The organism is Deinococcus marmoris, assembly GCF_001949125.1.
Classification (GTDB): Bacteria; Deinococcota; Deinococci; order Deinococcales; family Deinococcaceae; genus Deinococcus; species Deinococcus marmoris_A.
The window spans coordinates 1-17,073 of the sequence record NZ_MSTI01000040.1 but is presented as its reverse complement, the minus strand read 5'-3'; the positions used below and the strand labels follow the sequence as shown (position 1 = coordinate 17,073).

The window sequence follows — 17,073 nt, the reverse complement described above, 5'->3', positions numbered from 1 at the left end:
TGAAGGGGCGAGCGCCTACTGTTCAGAGAGACCACCCAGAACCCGCAGCGCTGAAGCAACTCTCCAGCGCCCCTCTCTCTCCAGCGCCCCAGGCCGCCTACCGAAATGCTCTGGTAACGCGCCGGGGTCAGCCTGCTCCCGTCCCACCACTCAGTCTCAAAGGAGAAACTTCATGTTCAACCTCAATACGATCAAGCACCTCCAGACCCTGACCTCGCGCCCGAGCGTCACCATCACGCTGCCCACGCACCGCACCGCGCCGGACAACCAGAAAGATCACATCCGCCTGAAAAATCTGATCACGGAGGCGACTCGGCGTCTGGAAGCCGAGTTCGGCAAGCGCGAGACGGCAGAACTGACCGCGCAGCTTCACAGACTGGCCGACGGCGTGGACCATGACCACAACCAGAATGGGCTGGTGCTGCTTGTTAGCAAGGACTACCACAACGCCTTCAAGGTGCCGTACCGCCTCCCTGAGCGCGTCGCCATCGACGACAACTTCCTGACCCGCGACATCGTGTTCGCCATGAACCGCTCGCCGCTGTACTGGGTGCTGATGTTGGCCGAAAAGCCCACCCGGCTGTATCTGGGCCAGCGCGAAGAACTGACCGAGGTCCGCGAACACGGCTTTCCGCAGGAGTACAGCGGCCCCGGCGCAGGTTCGGCGGTCAGCAGCGGCATCGGGGCCAATCCCAGCCAGGAAAAAGACCGCGCGCTGGAGGCATTTATGCGTGAGGTGGACGCCAGCCTGCTGGCCGCCGTGCAGGAGGGGCCGTTCCCGGTGCTGCTGGTGGGCCTGCCCCAGAACCTGAGCGCTTTTCGCGAGGTCACCAAACACGCGGATTTCATCATGCGCGAGCTGCCCGGCGGTCACGACAGTCTGAACGCGCACGAGCTGGGCGAACTGGTCTGGCCCGAGGCCCGCGCCGCCCTGCGCGAGCGCCGCCGCGAGATCTTTGAGCAGCTTGAAACGGCGCGGGGCCAGGGCCGCACCGTCAGCGATCTGGGCGAGGCGTGGCAGGCGTCCATCGACGGGCGCGTGGAAGTGATGGTGGTGGAGGAAAGCATGAGCTATCCCGCCCGGGTCAGCGCCGACGGGCGCAGCATCACGCCCCTGACCACCGGCAAGGAGGAGGGCGCGGACGCTTACGCCGACGCCGTGGACGAGATGATGGAGGCCGTGATGCAGCACGGGGGCCGCGCGGTCTTCGTGGAGGACGGCGAACTGGCCGCGACAGGTGGCATGGTCATGCTGACCCGCTATTGAGCAATAGGAGAGTGCGGCGCGGAGCTTGAATGTTCCGCGCCGCACTCTCCCATTGCGCGCCGTCTCAATTCACTCCAGCAAGGAGGAACACATGACAGAGCAAAGCAACCGACATGCCCCAGTGGTCACACTGACCGTGGGCCTCATGGAGAGCGGGCGCACCCTCAACCTCCAACTCAAGGCAAAACGGGGACGCGGCAAAACGGCGCATATCCACATCGAACGCTCCAGGAGTTGGAGTGATCAGGACCGCCGGGTCATCCGGGGCAAGGCCCACAAACTGCTGTGGAGCGCCCCTGGCCTCTGAACGAACAATGGCTGGCCGCGAACGAGGCTCACTCTCGCCTTTAGCGCCTGATCCAAACACGCTGAGCATGCACACAAAAGCCGTCCCGGACGATCAATAACCCGCACAGAGACCAGAGACGGCTTCAACGGTTCACCGCTGTTCAAGTACTCGGCGCAGCGAAGGCGGGTCTCGTCGTCCATCTGGTCATTCTCGCGCTGCCGGCACTGGCCCCCTGGCTCTACTGGAAGAAAGACACCACCTGAATGACGCTGCCGCACTTCGTCCTCAATCCCATCTCTGGAGGTTCACCATGAGCACAACATCACGCTCAACCCTTTCACCCACCGAACTCCAGCACCTCGACGCCTACTGGCGGGCGGCCAACTACCTGTCGGTGGGGCAGATCTACCTGCTGGCCAACCCGCTCCTGCGCGAGCCGCTGACCCTGGCCCACGTCAAACCGAGATTGCTGGGCCACTGGGGCACCACGCCGGGCCTGAACTTCATCTACGCCCATCTCAACCGTCTGATCCGGGAGCATGACCTCAGCGTGCTGTACGTCGCCGGTCCCGGTCATGGCGCGCCAGGTGTGGTCGCGAACACCTACCTGGAGGGCAGTTACAGCGAGCTTTACCCGGACATCGGGCCAGGCGAGGACGGCCTGCGGAAACTGTTCCGGCAGTTCTCTTTTCCCGGTGGCATTCCCAGCCACGCCGCGCCCCAGACGCCCGGCTCTATTCACGAAGGCGGCGAACTGGGCTTCAGCCTGACGCACGCGTACGGCGCGGCCCTCGATCACCCGGAGCTGCTCGTTGCCTGCGTGATCGGCGACGGCGAGGCCGAGACCGCGCCGCTGGCGGCGAGCTGGCACAGCAACAAGTTCCTGAATCCCCGCACCGACGGCGCGGTCCTGCCGATCCTGCACCTGAACGGCTACAAGATCGCCAACCCGACCGTACTGGCCCGCCTGGAACACGCGGAACTCGACGCCCTGCTGCGCGGCTACGGCCACACGCCGTACTACGTGGAGGGCGATGATCCAGCCCTGATGCACCAGCAGATGGCCCGGACGCTGGAGCAGGTCTACGCGGATATTGCCGCCATCCAGCGCCGCGCCCGTGTGGAGGGCGTGCAGGAGCGCCCCGCCTGGCCGATGATCGTGCTGCGCAGTCCCAAGGGCTGGACCGGCCCGAAGGTGGTGGACGGTCTGCCCGTCGAGGGCACCTGGCGCGCGCATCAGGTCCCGCTCGCCGGACTGAGTGACCACCCGGAACACCTGCATCAGCTCGAAGACTGGCTGCTCAGCTACCGCCCTGAAGAACTGTTCGACGAAGCTGGCGTACTTCGCCCGGAACTCGCGGCGCAGGCCCCATCCGGCGAGCGGCGCATGGGCATGAACCCGGTGGCGAACGGCGGTCTGCTGCGGCGCGACCTTGACCTGCCCGACTGGCGCGGCTACGCCGTGGCCGTGCTGGAGCCGGGCAGCGTGGAGGCCGAGGCGACGCGCGTGCTGGGGACATTCCTGCGTGACGTCATGAAACGCAACATGACCACCTTCCGCCTGTTTGGCCCGGACGAGACCGCCTCCAATCGCCTGGACGCCGTGTATGCCGCGAGCGGCAAGACCTGGCAGGAGCCGCAGCTTCCCACCGACCAGCACCTCTCCCCCGACGGGCGGGTGATGGAGGTGCTGAGCGAACACCTGTGCGAGGGCTGGCTGGAGGGCTACACCCTGACGGGACGCCACGGGTTATTCTCCTGCTACGAGGCGTTCATCCATGTGGTGGACTCGATGGTGGGGCAGCATTCCAAGTGGCTGGAAACCAGCCGGGAGATTGCCTGGCGTTCCCCGGTTCCGTCCCTGAACATTCTGCTCACGTCGCACGTCTGGCGGCAGGACCACAACGGCTCCTCGCATCAGGACCCGGGCTTCATCGACCTGATGATGAACAAAGCGCCCGCCGTGGTGCGGGTCTACCTGCCGCCCGACGCCAACACCCTGCTGTGCGTCACGGACCATTGCCTGCGCAGCCGCGATTACGTCAACGTGATCGTGGCGGGCAAACAGCCCGAACGCCAGTGGCTTAGTGAGGCGGACGCCGCGAAGCACTGCGCGGACGGACTGGGCATCTGGGCGTGGGCCAGCACGGACCGGGGCGAGACGCCTGACGTTGTGATGGCCTGTGCGGGCGACGTGCCGACCCTGGAGACCCTCGCCGCAGTCAGCCTGCTCCGCAGCGCATTTCCCGGTCTGAAGATCCGGGTGGTCAATGTGGTGGATCTGATGACGCTCCAGCCGCAGTCCGAGCATCCCCACGGGCTATCTGACGCGGCCTTCGACGAGATCTTCACCACGGATGTCCCGATCATCTTCGCATACCACGGCTACCCCTGGCTGATCCACCGCCTGACCTACCGCCGTGCCGGACACCAGAACTTGCATGTGCATGGTTACACGGGCCAGGGAACAACCACCACGCCCTTCGACATGACGGTGCTGAACGAACTTGACCGATTTCACCTCGCCCTTGACGTGATCCGGCGTGTGCCCCACCTGCAAGACGTGAACAGTGACGCGAAGCAGCAGCTTCTGAACAAGCTCGACGAACATCACGCCTACGTGCGTGCCACCGGAGACGACCTGCCGGACGTGAAAAACTGGCGCTGGGGTGACGGCTGAAGGCGGCCCTGGTTGTGGTGCCAACCGGGCGCTCATCTCAAGGGCGACCATGAGACTGATGGGCCGGCCCAGCCCCAAAACGTCGGAACCTCAGAGACCACCATGCCTGGAAGCAGCCCGCTTCTGGTCTTGGGATCAGAAGCGGGCTGCTGTGGACGCCCATGGGTCAGCGCCTGTCGGTTCAGCCCTCAGGGCAGCAGGTAGGTGATGTTCAGGACGGGCTTGTTGTGGGCGCTGTTGCCAGACCTCAGCCTGGCCAGGTCGGTCATGTTGTCGCCAGCCGTCGTCTTGGCAAAACGCAGGCGGTACTGCGAGCGGTTGCGTTTGGCGGTGAGAGACGGCCTCACCGCGAAGAACACGTCCGAGTTGTGATTGCCGAGAGTGGGGTCCTGATACGGATTCCGTTTGTAACGCGGCAGGAATCGGAACAGCGCCGATCCCTCCACGCCACGCCCGGAACCCGTTTTTCTCTTGCTCGCCATCGTCGCGAACAGACGCCCATGAGGACGCTGCTCCTCTGCTGGCGCAGCTCTGCGAGTCCCGCTCGGATTTTCAGGTGTTTTCAACACCTTCTAACCGGAGTCCATATGAGTCATGGGTTCACTCCAATCAGCGCACTGGGAGTTGATGACCACTGGGGTGACAACTGTCACACTCCTTCCCTGACACTTGGCACTGGGTTTGGAGACGTGAACGGGCGAAGCTACGGGCATGATCAGTGCCATCGACTACCTCAACGCCCTCACCACGGTGAACCGTCACGGCTTCGGCTTCCTGCTTGCCTACGGCCTCACCTGGCTCGTGGCGGCGCTCATCTGGCGCACCCAGGGCGACCGGGCGGGTGCTTACGCGGCCCTTTTTCAGGGCATGGTTGCCCTGCCTCTCGCGTTTGGGCTGACGGCCCTGACGGCGGTCGGCACCCGGCCTGAAGACCCCACCATGAACATGCTTTCCACTTACCTCGCCACGGGCCAGTTGATGGTGCTTCCCCTGGTGATCGTCCTGGTCATGGGCCGCCGTTACACCCTGTCCGCAGCGATTCTGGCCGCCACCACCGCTGTCCATTTCCTGCCTTACACCTGGCTGTACCAGACCCCGATCTATCTGGTCATGGCGGTTCTCCTCGCCATCGTCATTGCGATGTTGATTCGGCTCGAAGACCGCCGTCAGCAGAGTTCGGGCGCACTGATCTGTGCCGCCAGCGGCATCATTTTATCTCTCGGTGCAGTGGCGGCCTTCGTCGTTTCCTGAATCCACTGCGAGTTCAGGCGTGTAGCGCTGGCCGGCAGTTCCGCTTGAGCGTCGCGCACGCTCATCCGCCTACTTGATTGCTGAGCTTTGGGTGCGCTCTCCAGTTTCCTGAGTTGAAACCTCCATGCCCTCTGTGCCGTATTCCCCTACATGTACAAGCGCCGTCGCCCTCTGCCCACCAAACCTGCCGCGCCGCCCTGGAAATGGGCGCTGGCAGTTTTGCTGGCGCTGCTTCTGGTGGGGGGCGGCTGGCTGGACGTGACCTGGCCGCGCAATCCCGAAGTCCAGATGGCGGCCACGGTCCGAACAGTGACGCAGGACTGGGCAACATTGCAGGGCTTCGGCCCTCGCCCTGTGGGCACAGCGTCGCACGACGCCGCTGCCGACTGGCTGAGGGCGCAGTTCACGGCGCTGGGCTACCGCGTGACCGAGCAGCCTGTCACGCTGGAGCGGCCCTTCGATCATGGCGGCACCGTTCAGGTGGGAGAACTGACGGTTCCCGCCGCCGCTCTGTACGGTGCCGGCGGCGGCGAGCAGACGGGCCGACTGGTCCGCGTTTCCGCCGCCGCCTCGCGTGACCAGATGGAAGAGGCGGGTCTGCGCGGACAGATCGCACTGGTGGCGCTGGATGCGGCGGTTTGCGGCTCAACGTCCTGGAGTGATCTGGCTGACCGGGCCACGGGGGCTGGGGCTTTCGGGGTGGTGCTGGTGGATGCGTGCCAGAGCAGGCAGTTGAGGCGGGTGAATACAACGCCTCTTCCCCTGGTGGAGATCAACGCGCCAGACGGTCAGAAGGTGCTGAAACTGGCCGGGCAGCAGGCCACCGTAACCTCCGATGTCGAATTTCGCCAGGTTGTGGGCCACAACCTGATCGCCGCCCGCGTGAATGCCGTGCCAGAGGTTGTTTTTGGGGCGCATCTGGACAGCGTCAACCGCAGCCCCGGCGCAAATGACAATGCCAGCGGCGTTCTGGGGGTGCTGGAGGCAGCGCGTCAGGCGTCCAGCCAACCGCTGGCAGACCGCGCTTGGTTCGTGCTGTTCGACGCCGAGGAGGACGGGCTGTACGGCAGTAACACTTTTGCCCGCGATCCCTCGTATCCGATCCGCGAAACCCGCGCCATGCTGAATCTCGACATGGTGGGTGTGGCCGCCGCGCCGCTGGGCCTCGCTGGGGACGCGGAGTTGCTGACACTGGCGCGGCGCCTCCGGCCTAATCTGCGCATTTTCAAAGATGATGCCCGGCCCACACGCGAGACGTTCGGGCGGACCCGCAACCTGACGGGCAGCAGCGATCACGTCTCATTCATGCGCTGGGGCGTGCGTACCGCCTTCCTGCACCGGGGTCTGGACGACAACTATCACTCCCCTGGCGACATGACCCTGAATCCGGCGCTGGTGCAGGACACCGCCGATTTTGCCCTGAAACTGGCAGAGCGTGTGCTGGAGACGCCCTGGACGCCGCACGAATCCTGCGGCATCACGGGACGCGACTGCCGGAACTGACACCGCGCTGGTGTTGTTGGCGCGGGTTATGGTTCTAAGGCTCGCGGTGCCCCGACCGCCGCACCGTCCACCTGAGAGTTGCCCGTGCCACTTTCCAGCGGATAAGAAGCTGACACAACCGTCTTAAAGTTTTGCCGATGTTGAAACTCACCTGCGTTGCCCTTGGCCTGTCGGTTGCTCTGTCCCTCGCCGCCTGCGCGCCTACCGCCCCCACTGTGCAGGACACGGCGCCGTACCCATCCCTACCCACAGCGGATGGTCAGGTCAGAGTTATTGCCGAAGCCAGCCTGCCCCCCACCGATCTCACTGCCCTGGGATACAGCGCCGCACAGGTGGCCCGGGCCAAGGCCAACGGTCTGCCAAACACCGCCCTCCCCGCCATCGGCAGCGGCCTGCTGGTCCTGCCGAACGGCGAGTTTCTGGGGATCACAGACCGTGGCCCCAACGAAGATCATCTCAATACAGCAGGAAAGGCCGACGGCAAGGTGTTCCCCCTGCCTGAATTTGCGCCCACCCTCACCCGCTTCAGGGTGGACGGCAAGACCATCGTGCCCCTGGGTTTTACCAGGCTGACTGACGGTCAGGGGCAGGGCATTACCGGTCTCACGAACATGCTCGGTGACGAACTGCCATTCGAGAATCAGGCCAGCGCCACTCCGCTGGCTTTTGACGTGAACGGAATGGACACCGAGGGCCTCGCCCGCTTTCCAGACGGACGGCTCATTACAGTGGAAGAGACTTCGCCGTCCATCGCCATCCTGAGCGAGGGCGGGCAGGTGCTGATGCGGTATACCCCCGTCAGCAAGCTGCTGAGGGGCGCGGCCTATCCGGTGAAGAACATCTTGCCGGACGTGTACGCTCAGCGCCGCTCGAACCGGGGTTTCGAGAACGTCAGTCTCAGCAGTGACGGAAAGACCGCCTGGGTCACCCTGCAAAGTCCGATGGGAGACGCCAAGGCCGACGCCTACAAGAACAGCCGTATCCTGCGTACCCTGAAGCTGGACGTGACCAATCCGCTGGACGCCCGGGTGGTGGGCGAATACCTGACGCGGGGCAGCGCCATTGGCGATTACCCGGCGGGCGGCAAGCAGGCCGACTTGAAATTCAGCGATACGGCCTGGATTGCTGGAGACAAGTTGCTGACCCTGGAACGCGCGGCTGGCCTGGTGCAACTGTTTGTGGACGACTTCAGCGCCGCCACCAACGTTTTGAATCTTCCGGATGAAAGCAAGCTGACCTACGAGAACACCGATGCTGATCTCGGCGCGTTGGGTATTCAGACCTCCACGCGCAAGCTGGTGTTCAAGTCCACCGACGCGGGCATCACGGACGATAAGCTTGAGGGGTTGGCAATCCTGACGCCCTCGACCATTGCCCTGACCAACGACAACGATTTTGGGATTGGCGACAATAAGACCGGCGCGCCCAGCAAAATCTGGGTGGTGCAACTCGGCCAGCGTCTGCGGTAGTCGAGAGACAAGCGAAGGGGCACTTCACCGGGCGGCCTTTCTCCGTCAATGTCAACTCATATCGGTTGCGGTTGAAGTCCCAACTTCAACCCGACTGGGAGGAGAAGAAGAAATTACGGGTTGCGCGGTCTGGAAGAATATACGGCGCTTTTCTGTATGTTCTGAAATTTAACGTAATCCAAATCACAGTATTCGCAGGCACAGGAGGTCCTGGAAACGTGGGAGGCAGCAGGCAAGTTGGGCGGACACTCTGCCATTCTCCAGCAGCCCCAGCTCCGCATTGCCATTCGCCAGACGAGTTTGGAATTCACTCACCACCGTATGGTCAAAGCTGGAACGGTCCAGTTCCAGATTCAGAGCAGCTTTCCAGTCCATCCTGTCTCCAACAGCATCCGCATCACCTCGGTCGCTGAGTTCTTCCAGGAATTGATAGACGGTGATCAGGTCCAGTTGTCACGGAAACCAGACAGGCATCCCGAACCCGCATGTACACCGCGTCGCCTGGCGCAAACCACTGGACGGCCTGACCCATCTCCGTGGCCACGCCGGAGCCGTCGTTGCCCAGCACCAGGGAAAGCGGTAAGGCAGCATTTCTCATTGCGGGTTCTCCACTGGGAATTTGCCGGCAGAATCCCCTTCGTTTGCGTACGTCTCTGAAGTAAAGTGTCGAGGCATAAGCACAATTTCAATCTGCGACTGACTGGGCGTAACTCGGCGGGCACGGCAGCAGCGCCGGGATGGCAAGCGTGGCTGCCAGTTCGGCTGACCACTTGACATTCCCACCGTAAAGCGCACAATAGAAAATGTAACCGCTTACAAAACCAGAATGACTTCAGGCTGCTCCCTCTCTGCTGCTGGTTGCGAGACACGAATCCCTTTCATTGGCCACTTTGTAACCGGTTACAGTGTATGTCGATTCTTCCCCCATCGCCCATTCCTCGCTTCCACTGCGCAAAGGAGCCAAGCTGACGGTATGCCCCCTTCCCGGCCCACCATCGACGATATCGCCCGTGAATCTGGTGTCAGCACCGGAACGGTCAGCCGGGTGCTAAACGGGCATGCCACGGTTGCCAGCCGCACCCGTGAGCGCGTACAGGAGGTGATTGCCCGCCTCGGCTACACCCCCGATCCCGCCGCCCGTCATCTGAGCTGGCGCACTGGGCAGACGCTGGGCATCTCCTTTGATCACGATGACCCGGTGCTGCATCCCTACAGCGTGCTGTTTCGCCGCGCGCTGGAAAGCCTGACGGCCTATCAGGGCGTGCAGCTTCTCGATCTGCGCGCAGACCTGACCCGGTTGGCGCGGCTGCCCAGCGCCGTACTGGTCATGCATGCCATTGACGGCGATCCACGTCTGGGCTTTCTGCGGGATGCGGGAGTGCCCGCCGTGCTGATCGGCCACCAGCCTGGGTCTTTCTGGGTGGCCCCAGATGATGTGGGCGGCGCAGAGTTGGCCACCCGGCAACTGACTGGGGCCGGACACCGCCAGTTGGCTTTTTTGGGCCAGGGGGCAAGCCAGGTGGCCCAGGACCGCGAGCGCGGCTTTCTGCGGGCGGCGGCGGCGGTGGGCGCACAGACCGTCAGCCTGCCCAGTGATTTCACGGTGTTGGGCGGCTACCGCGCCATGCGCCGGGCCTGGGAGGGCGGCGTGCGGTTCACCGGCCTGTTCGCCCAGAGCGACGAGAGCGCCGCCGCCGCCGTGGCTGCGTTGGAAGATCTGGGCGTGGACGTGCCGGGGCAGGTCAGCGTGGTGGGCTTTGACGGCCTACCCGAACTGCCGCTCCCCATTCGCCTGACCACCGTGGCGCAGAACATTCCCAAGATCGCGTCCACCGCGCTGACGCTGGTGCAGGAGGCCATCTCGGGCCTGCCCCCGCGCGGCGAATTTATTGAAGTCGAACTGATTCGCGGCGCAACCGTTGCGCCTTTCCCTGGAGGGAAGCCATGAAAAAAACACTGTTTGTCAGCCTCGCCGTCCTCGCTGCCGCCGCCGGTGCGGCCTCGGCGCAGACCACCATCAAGATCAACGGCTACGGCGGGCAGGACCCGGCCATCGTGGGTGATCTGATCAACCGCTTCGTGAAGCCCGCGCTCGCCAAGGACAAGATCACGGTGGTCTACCAGCCGCTTCAGGGCGACTACAACCAGCAACTGACCACGCTGCTGGCGGCGAACAACGCGGGCGACGTGTTCTATGTGCCGGGTGAGACGCTGGACGGTTACGTCGCCACTGGCAAGCTGCTGCCGCTGAACGGCGTCGTCAACACCACGCCGTTTATCAAGAGTCTGAATGACGCCTTTACGCGGGGCGGCAAGACCTACGCCGTCGCCAAAGATTTCAATACCCTGACCCTGGTGTACAACAAAGACATCTTCGACGAGGCCAAGGTGCCCTACCCCAACGACAACGAAACCTGGACGAGCTTTCAGAACAAACTGACAGCGGTGAAAAAAGCGCTGGGCAACGACTACTACGGTGCATGCCTGGCCCCTGATTACGCCCGCATGGGGCAGTATGCCTTCGCGGCAGGCTGGCAGCCGTTTGACGCCAAGGGCAAGACCAACCTGCTGGATCCGGCCTTCGTGTCCGCCTTCAATTACTTCACTGGGCTGGGCAAGAACAAGGTGGGCGTGCAGCCCTCGGAGCTGTCGCAAGACTGGTCCGGCGGATGCCTGGCGTCGGGCAAGGTGGCCGTGGCCATCGAGGGCAACTGGATCGTGGGTTTCTTGAAGGACAACGCGCCCAATTTGAAATACGGCTCGGCACTGATCCCCAAGAACGACAAGACTGGCAAGCGCGGCAACTTCGTGTTCACCGTGGGCTGGGCCATCAACTCGGGCACCAAGAACAAGGCGGCGGCGGCCAAGGTGCTGAACATCCTGACCAGTCCGAACGTGCAGCAGTACGTGCTGGAGCAGGGCTTGGCGATTCCCAGCCGCACGTCGTTGCAAAGCAATGCCTTCTTTAAAAAGGCCACCCCTGGCGCGGAGAACAGCAAGGCCGTCTTTCAGGGCGCGTCGTCGGGCACCGTGCGGCCCTACTACTTCGGGACCCAGGGGCCGGACTGGATCAAGCCGATCAACACTGCGCTGGCTGCCGTGCTGAGCGGTCAGAAGTCCAGTGCGGACGCCCTGAAGCAGGCGCAGCAGGACATGAATACATTGCAAAACCGCTGAGCTGAGCAGTTGAGCTGAGCAGAAGTTGATTTGGGGGTTTCGGAAGTGGGCGGCGCTGTCATTTGGCCGCCCACGGCCCCCATCGTTTTCCCGCCGGAGGGCCGCCATGCTCAAGAAGGGACAGACCTCAGCCGCCTACCTGTTTCTCGCGCCGTTTCTGATCACCATCGGGATTTTCTTCTTCTACGCCTTCGCGCGGGCCATCTACTACTCGCTGACCGATTTCAACCTGTTCAACACGCCCAAACTGATCGGCATCAAGCCGTACACCGACGTGCTGGCCGATCCCCTGTTTCAGCGTGCACTTGCCAACAGCCTGGTCTTCGCGGTCATCACCACCACCCTCCAAACCGTCGGCGCGCTGCTGATGGCGGTGGCGCTGAACAACAAGATTCGCGGGATGGCCTTCTTCCGCTCGGCGTGGTACATGCCCAGCATCACGTCCAGCGTGGTCATCACCCTGATTTTCCTGTGGCTGTTCCAGCGCCGGGGCGTCGCCAACTACGCGATTACCCAGTGGCAGGCGTATCTGCCCTACACCCTGACCTTGATCGGCGTGCTGATCGCCGCGCAGGTGGTGCAGGTGCTGTGGGAACGCTCGCGCGGGCTGCCCGCCGGGTGGTTCGATCCGGCGCTGGCGGTCATCAGCCTGCTGATCGCGCTGGCGGTCACGGCCATTCTGAGCTGGACGGGCGTGCTGTCGGTGCGGGACGTGGCCCCCTACGATTTCCAGTATTTCTCGGACCGCTGGATCAGCCTCGGTGGGGTGCAGATTCTGAGCATTCCCATGCTGGTGATCATTATCCAGAACACCTTCACCACCATCCCCACCCTGATGCTGTTCTTTCTGGCAGGGTTGCAGAACATTCCCGGCACGCTGTACGAGGCCGCCGACATCGACGGCGCGACGCCCGCGCAGAAGTTGATGAACGTGACGGTGCCGATGCTGCGCCCCGTAACCTTTTACGTGATCACGGTGGGACTCATCGGCACCATGAAGATGTTCGATCAGGTGGCCGTGATCGGCAGCGCCGCGCCGCAAAGTACCCTGATCACGCTGGCGTATTACGTGTACACCAACACCTTCAAGGCCGGGGCCGCGCCAGTCAACATGGCCGCCGCCGCCGCCATCGTGCTGGCCGCCATCATTCTGGTGATGGTGTTCCTGCAACGCCGCTTCATCAGCTCGGATGCGGTATGAGACGGCCCGCGTCTGTTCCATTGCCAAACGATTCAATCGGGGGTGAGTTGACATGACCGTGACCCTCTCTGAAGTCCGCAAGAACGCTGCCGATCTGGACCGCTGGCTGGCCCGCCGCCGCTGGGCGCGCGCGGGGTGGCTGTACGCCTTCATGCTGGTCATGAGCATCTTCTTTCTGGGGCCGTTTCTCATGGGCCTGCTGAGCAGCATGAAGGACAACCCCAACGAGTACCCGCCCCGCCTGGTCATCCCGCAACTGACGGCGCAGTACATCGGGCGCGCGTACACCCTGGGCGTGCAGGGCGCGGGCAGTGGCTGGAACGGCGGTCTGGAGCCGGGCCGCACCGTCACTTTCGATGTCAGCGTGCGCTCCCCGGCAGACGCGCCGCAGGCCCCGCCCACCACCGCGCTCTTTCCGTATCAACCCACCAGCCTGGTAGCGATTGCGCGGCAGGCGCAGGCCACCGAGTACGCCACCGTCAAGACCGTGGAAACCGGCCAGGTGGGCGAGGTTCGCAGCTACCGCATCACCGTGGATTACCCCGCGTTGACGGCGCAGCAGGGCGAGGTGCTTCAGGCCAAGCTGGCGACGCCCGACGCCAACCTGAACGCCAAGCTGCCAGGTGGCCAGACCGTACCCGTCACGCTGGACACGCCCGCCGCGCAGGACAAGCAGTATTCGTTGAACGCCACGCAGGCGGTCGAGCTGGTCAAGGCCGGGGACAAGTATTACCTGCGCGGCCCGGTCTTCGAGCGCACGCCGCTGCAAATCGACGTGCAGCGCGGTCAGACCATCACCGCCAGCACGCTGCCGCCCAGCGACAGGCAGAACTTCGGGCGCTCGTTTGCCTACCGCAACATCACGCCCGGCGTGCTGGGCTACACCTTCAACAACTACCGCCGCGCCTTTACCGAGACCACCAGCCCGCAGACTGGGCGCAGCCTGTTCTTTAGCTGGGTGCTGAACACTTTCCTGTACGCCTTCCTGCGGGTCAGCGCCGCCATCGTCTTCTGCTCGCTGGCCGGGTACGCCCTGGCCCGCATGGATTTTCCGGGCAAGAACCTCATCTTCATCGTCGGCGTGCTGTTCGTGCAGATGGTGCCCGATCAGGTCAACCTGGTCAGCAATTATGTGCTGCTGCAAGACCTGGGCCTGCTGAACATCTGGGGCCTGTGGTTTAACGGCCTGGTGGCGGCAGGCGGCGTCTTTTTGATGAAGCAGTTCTTCGAGGGCATGCCCAAGGAGCTGGAAGAATCGGCGGCCATCGACGGCGCGGGGCCGCTGACCACCTTCTTCCGCGTGATGCTGCCGCAGGCCGGGCCAGCGCTGATCGCCCTCGCCATCACGCAGTTTCAGGGCGCGTGGAATGACTTTTTCTGGCCGCTGGTGATCCTGCGTCAGAACACCGACTACCTGCTGACCGTGGGCCTGGTCAACTTCCGTCAGCTCTACGGAGGACAGGGCGATTACGGCCTGATCTTGGCCGGAGCGGTGCTGAGCGCTATCCCCGTGATTGTCATCTTCGTGATCTTCCAGCGCTATTTTGTGGACACTGGAGCGGACAGCGCAGTCAAGGGGTAGCGCAGTCAAGGGATGAACTGCATGGCCCCGTCTAAAGGACTGAACGCTACAACCTCCCTTGCACCCCACCAAGGTCTGCGCCCTTTTCCTCATGTGGGGGAGAGAGGAGCGCAGCGACGGACGGGTGAGGGGGCACCGAGCAGGCCGGCACCGATTCTTTCCGAGCCAGCATCAGCGCCCAACCATCAAAATGCCTAACTTTCCATACCAACTCTTTATCTTCTGCGGTTAGACCTTGACTCGGTGTGACTGCTTGACCTTCTCCCCCACCCGCAAGGAGCTGCCATGCTGCCCACCCGCACCGTCCTCAAAGAAAATGACCTGTATCTCGTTGGAGACGCGCACTACGCCGTGGCCGAGGGCGAGAGCGGACTGTACCGCCGCGACACGCGTTTCCTGTCGCGTTACCAGTGGCAACTGGACGGCCAGACCCCGCAGACGCTGATGCAGCACGAGCGTTTTCCCTTCTGGTTGCACACGCAGAGCGCCAACGCCAACGTGGGTTACACCATGCGCGTGGGGCTGGGCCGCGATCTGCTGGTCACGGCCACGGAGATGCGCGACACCCTGACGGTCACGCGTTATGCCGGAACCGAACCGCACACGCTGACGCTGGAACTGGCCGCCGACTTCGCCGATATGTTCGAGGTGCGCGGCTGGCCGTACCCCTCCGCTGGGCGGGAGATTCGTACGGAGGTCACCGGGAACGGCGTAACCTTCGCCTACACTGCGCAGGACGGGCTGGAACACCGCGCTGTGGTGCAGGTCTCGCCCGCCGCTTCGTGGGACGGTCAGCGCCTGAGCTGGACAATGGACGGGGAGGAAACCGAGATCGTGGTCAGCGTCTTCCCGCTGCTGGCCGATGAACAGCCGACGCCTGGCAAACCGGATGGGCTGGCCGCCGAGTACGGCGCGGTCCAGGCCGGAATCGGGCACGATTTGCAACTGGCGGATCCACGGGACGCCCGCGTGCTGGCCCAGAGCGCCAAAGACCTCCGCAGCCTGAGCTTCCAGACTGAGCAGGGCGCGTTTCCAGCGGCGGGCCTGCCATGGTTCGTGGCTCCCTTTGGCCGCGACAGCATGATCATTGCGCTGATGGTCAAGGATCATCTGCCCGAACTGGCGCTGACGGTGGCGCGGTATCTGGCCGCGCATCAGGGCGTCAACGACAACACGGTGACGCTGGAGCAGCCTGGTAAGATTCTCCACGAATTGCGTGTGGGCGAGCTGACCCGTACGGGCCGCACGCCGCACCGCCCGTATTACGCCACCGCCGACGCCACGCCGCTGTTCGTGTGGCTGGTGGGCGAGCTGAGTGCCGCGCACCCCGATCTGGCCCGCGAACTGCGCCCGAACTGGGAAGCGGCCCTGAAGTGGTGTCTGACCGACGGCGATCCCGATCAGGACGGCTTCATTGAGTACACCCCCGATTCCGAACCCGGCGGTATTACCAACGCCGTGTGGAAGGACAGCGGCGACAGTACGTTTACCGGGGGTGATGTGGATGTCAGTGGGCATGTGGCCGTGGTGGAAGTTCAGGGCTACGCCTACGCGGCTTATCTGGCGGCGGCGCGGATGTACCGCCTGCTGGGGGAAGATGCCCTGGGCTCCGAATGGGAGGCACGCGCTTTGAATCTGCGCGAGCGCTTCCAGGCCGCCTTCTGGTGGCCCGAACGTGGCTATTACGTTCACGGCCTGAATGGTGACAAGCAGCCGCTGCGCGTGCTGGTTAGCAACCCGGCGCATACGCTGTGGACGGGGATCATTCCGTCGGAATTTGCGGCGCAGGTGGCAAAGACGGCGCTGAGTGAGGAACTGTGGAGTGGCTGGGGCATTCGCACGCTGGGCACGGGGGAAATCCGGTATAACCCGGTCAGCTACCACAATGGGAGTGTCTGGCCGCACGACACCGCCGCCGCCGCGCTGGGGATGCACCGTTATGGTCTGAACGCCGAAGCGACGCAGGTGGCCCGCGCTCTGTTTGATGCTGCTCGCGCGGCCCCTGACGCCCGATTGAGCGAGCTGTTCGCCGGATTCGTGCGCCAGGACGGCACGCCCCCGGTCCCGTATCCCGCCGCCTGCCACCCGCAAGGCTGGGACGCCGCCATTCCACTGGCCCTGGGCCACCTGCTGACTTGAGTTCGGCCCTGGAATGACCGGAATCGGCAATACACTTTTATACGGATTCCGTTTGTTTCGTGTAGAAATCGGCGCTGTTCCGATTTCTACACTCCACGTCCGGCACCCGTTTTTCTCCTTCTCGCTCCGCTCGGATTCCGGGTATTTTCAACAGTCTCTAATCGGAGTCCGTATTACTCATGAGTTACATTTTGATCTGTCAAGGGTTTGGTGGAGGCTCAGTTCGGGATGGGGCTTGCTCCTCAAAGGCCGCCGGGGACCGGTAGCCCAACGCGGAGTGACGACGCTGGCGGTTATAGAACACCTCAATCCACTCAAAAACTTCTGTTCGTGTCTGGACACGACCCCACTGCGCCTTTCCAAGCTCCAGTTCCGTCTTCAACGTCGCGAAAAAGCTCTCCTGAACGGCGTTATCCCAGCATTCTCCTTTCTCGCTCATGCTCTGAACTGCGTGCAGTCTGTCTAGCGCCTGCTTGTAGACCTCACTCGTGTATTGGCTCCCCCTGTCTGAATGG

General features: G+C 63.4%; 14 protein-coding genes. 11 read left to right on the top strand and 3 right to left on the bottom strand.

Annotation, left to right across the window (positions count from 1 at the left end; all coding sequences use genetic code 11):
• The first annotated feature begins 172 nt into the window (after positions 1-172).
• The 3 genes from BOO71_RS06085 (at position 173) to BOO71_RS06075 (ending at position 4,236) form a co-directional block, all read left to right on the top strand.
• A complete protein-coding gene (locus tag BOO71_RS06085; RefSeq protein ID WP_075831071.1) occupies positions 173-1,267 on the top strand; it encodes a baeRF3 domain-containing protein in 1,095 nt (364 codons plus the stop codon).
• 91 nt (positions 1,268-1,358) lie between these two features.
• Positions 1,359-1,574, top strand: coding sequence for a hypothetical protein (locus BOO71_RS06080; RefSeq protein WP_075831070.1), 216 nt, complete (start codon positions 1,359-1,361; stop codon positions 1,572-1,574).
• Between the two features lie 292 nt (positions 1,575-1,866).
• The gene (locus BOO71_RS06075) at positions 1,867-4,236 is read left to right on the top strand and encodes a phosphoketolase family protein (RefSeq protein WP_075831069.1); all 2,370 of its coding nucleotides are present in this window, start codon (positions 1,867-1,869) and stop codon (positions 4,234-4,236) included.
• A gap of 188 nt (positions 4,237-4,424) precedes the next feature.
• Here BOO71_RS06075 and BOO71_RS06070 read toward each other — a convergent pair whose 3' ends face one another.
• A complete protein-coding gene (locus tag BOO71_RS06070; protein WP_075831068.1) occupies positions 4,425-4,718 on the bottom strand; it encodes a hypothetical protein in 294 nt (97 codons plus the stop codon).
• Between the two features lie 229 nt (positions 4,719-4,947).
• Here BOO71_RS06070 and BOO71_RS06065 point away from each other — a divergent pair, with 229 nt between their 5' ends.
• The 3 genes from BOO71_RS06065 to BOO71_RS06055 all read left to right on the top strand — a co-directional run bounded on the left by BOO71_RS06065 (position 4,948) and on the right by BOO71_RS06055 (position 8,459).
• Positions 4,948-5,487 (top strand): DUF7010 family protein, encoded by a 540-nt coding sequence (locus BOO71_RS06065; protein WP_075831067.1) that lies wholly within the window; start codon positions 4,948-4,950, stop codon positions 5,485-5,487.
• Positions 5,488-5,637: 150 nt separating this feature from the next.
• Positions 5,638-6,990: a M28 family metallopeptidase gene (locus BOO71_RS06060; protein ID WP_075831066.1), complete on the top strand. Its 1,353-nt coding sequence runs from the start codon at positions 5,638-5,640 to the stop codon at positions 6,988-6,990.
• A 137-nt stretch (positions 6,991-7,127) separates the two neighbouring features.
• Positions 7,128-8,459 carry an esterase-like activity of phytase family protein gene (locus tag BOO71_RS06055; RefSeq protein WP_075831065.1) on the top strand — a complete coding sequence of 444 codons (1,332 nt, stop codon included), beginning with the start codon at positions 7,128-7,130 and terminating at the stop codon, positions 8,457-8,459.
• Positions 8,460-8,642: 183 nt separating this feature from the next.
• Here BOO71_RS06055 and BOO71_RS06050 read toward each other — a convergent pair whose 3' ends face one another.
• The gene (locus BOO71_RS06050; protein WP_303046718.1) at positions 8,643-8,900 is read right to left on the bottom strand and encodes a transposase; all 258 of its coding nucleotides are present in this window, start codon (positions 8,898-8,900) and stop codon (positions 8,643-8,645) included.
• 532 nt (positions 8,901-9,432) lie between these two features.
• Between BOO71_RS06050 and BOO71_RS06045 the strand changes: the two genes are divergently transcribed.
• The 5 genes from BOO71_RS06045 (at position 9,433) to BOO71_RS06025 (ending at position 16,558) form a co-directional block, all read left to right on the top strand.
• Positions 9,433-10,407: a LacI family DNA-binding transcriptional regulator gene (locus tag BOO71_RS06045; protein ID WP_075831063.1), complete on the top strand. Its 975-nt coding sequence runs from the start codon at positions 9,433-9,435 to the stop codon at positions 10,405-10,407.
• Positions 10,404-11,636 carry an extracellular solute-binding protein gene (locus BOO71_RS06040; RefSeq protein WP_075831062.1) on the top strand — a complete coding sequence of 411 codons (1,233 nt, stop codon included), beginning with the start codon at positions 10,404-10,406 and terminating at the stop codon, positions 11,634-11,636. Before BOO71_RS06045 ends, BOO71_RS06040 begins: the two co-directional genes overlap by 4 nt.
• 106 nt (positions 11,637-11,742) lie before the next feature.
• Positions 11,743-12,837: a carbohydrate ABC transporter permease gene (locus BOO71_RS06035; RefSeq protein WP_075831061.1), complete on the top strand. Its 1,095-nt coding sequence runs from the start codon at positions 11,743-11,745 to the stop codon at positions 12,835-12,837.
• A 52-nt stretch (positions 12,838-12,889) separates the two neighbouring features.
• Positions 12,890-14,419, top strand: a complete 1,530-nt coding sequence (locus tag BOO71_RS06030; RefSeq protein WP_075831060.1) for a carbohydrate ABC transporter permease — start codon at positions 12,890-12,892, stop codon at positions 14,417-14,419.
• A 285-nt stretch (positions 14,420-14,704) separates the two neighbouring features.
• Positions 14,705-16,558: an amylo-alpha-1,6-glucosidase gene (locus tag BOO71_RS06025; protein WP_075831059.1), complete on the top strand. Its 1,854-nt coding sequence runs from the start codon at positions 14,705-14,707 to the stop codon at positions 16,556-16,558.
• A 199-nt stretch (positions 16,559-16,757) separates the two neighbouring features.
• Here the strand turns inward: BOO71_RS06025 and BOO71_RS06020 are convergent.
• The coding region (locus tag BOO71_RS06020; protein WP_139322784.1) for an integrase core domain-containing protein at positions 16,758-17,073 on the bottom strand (316 nt) is incomplete at its 5' end.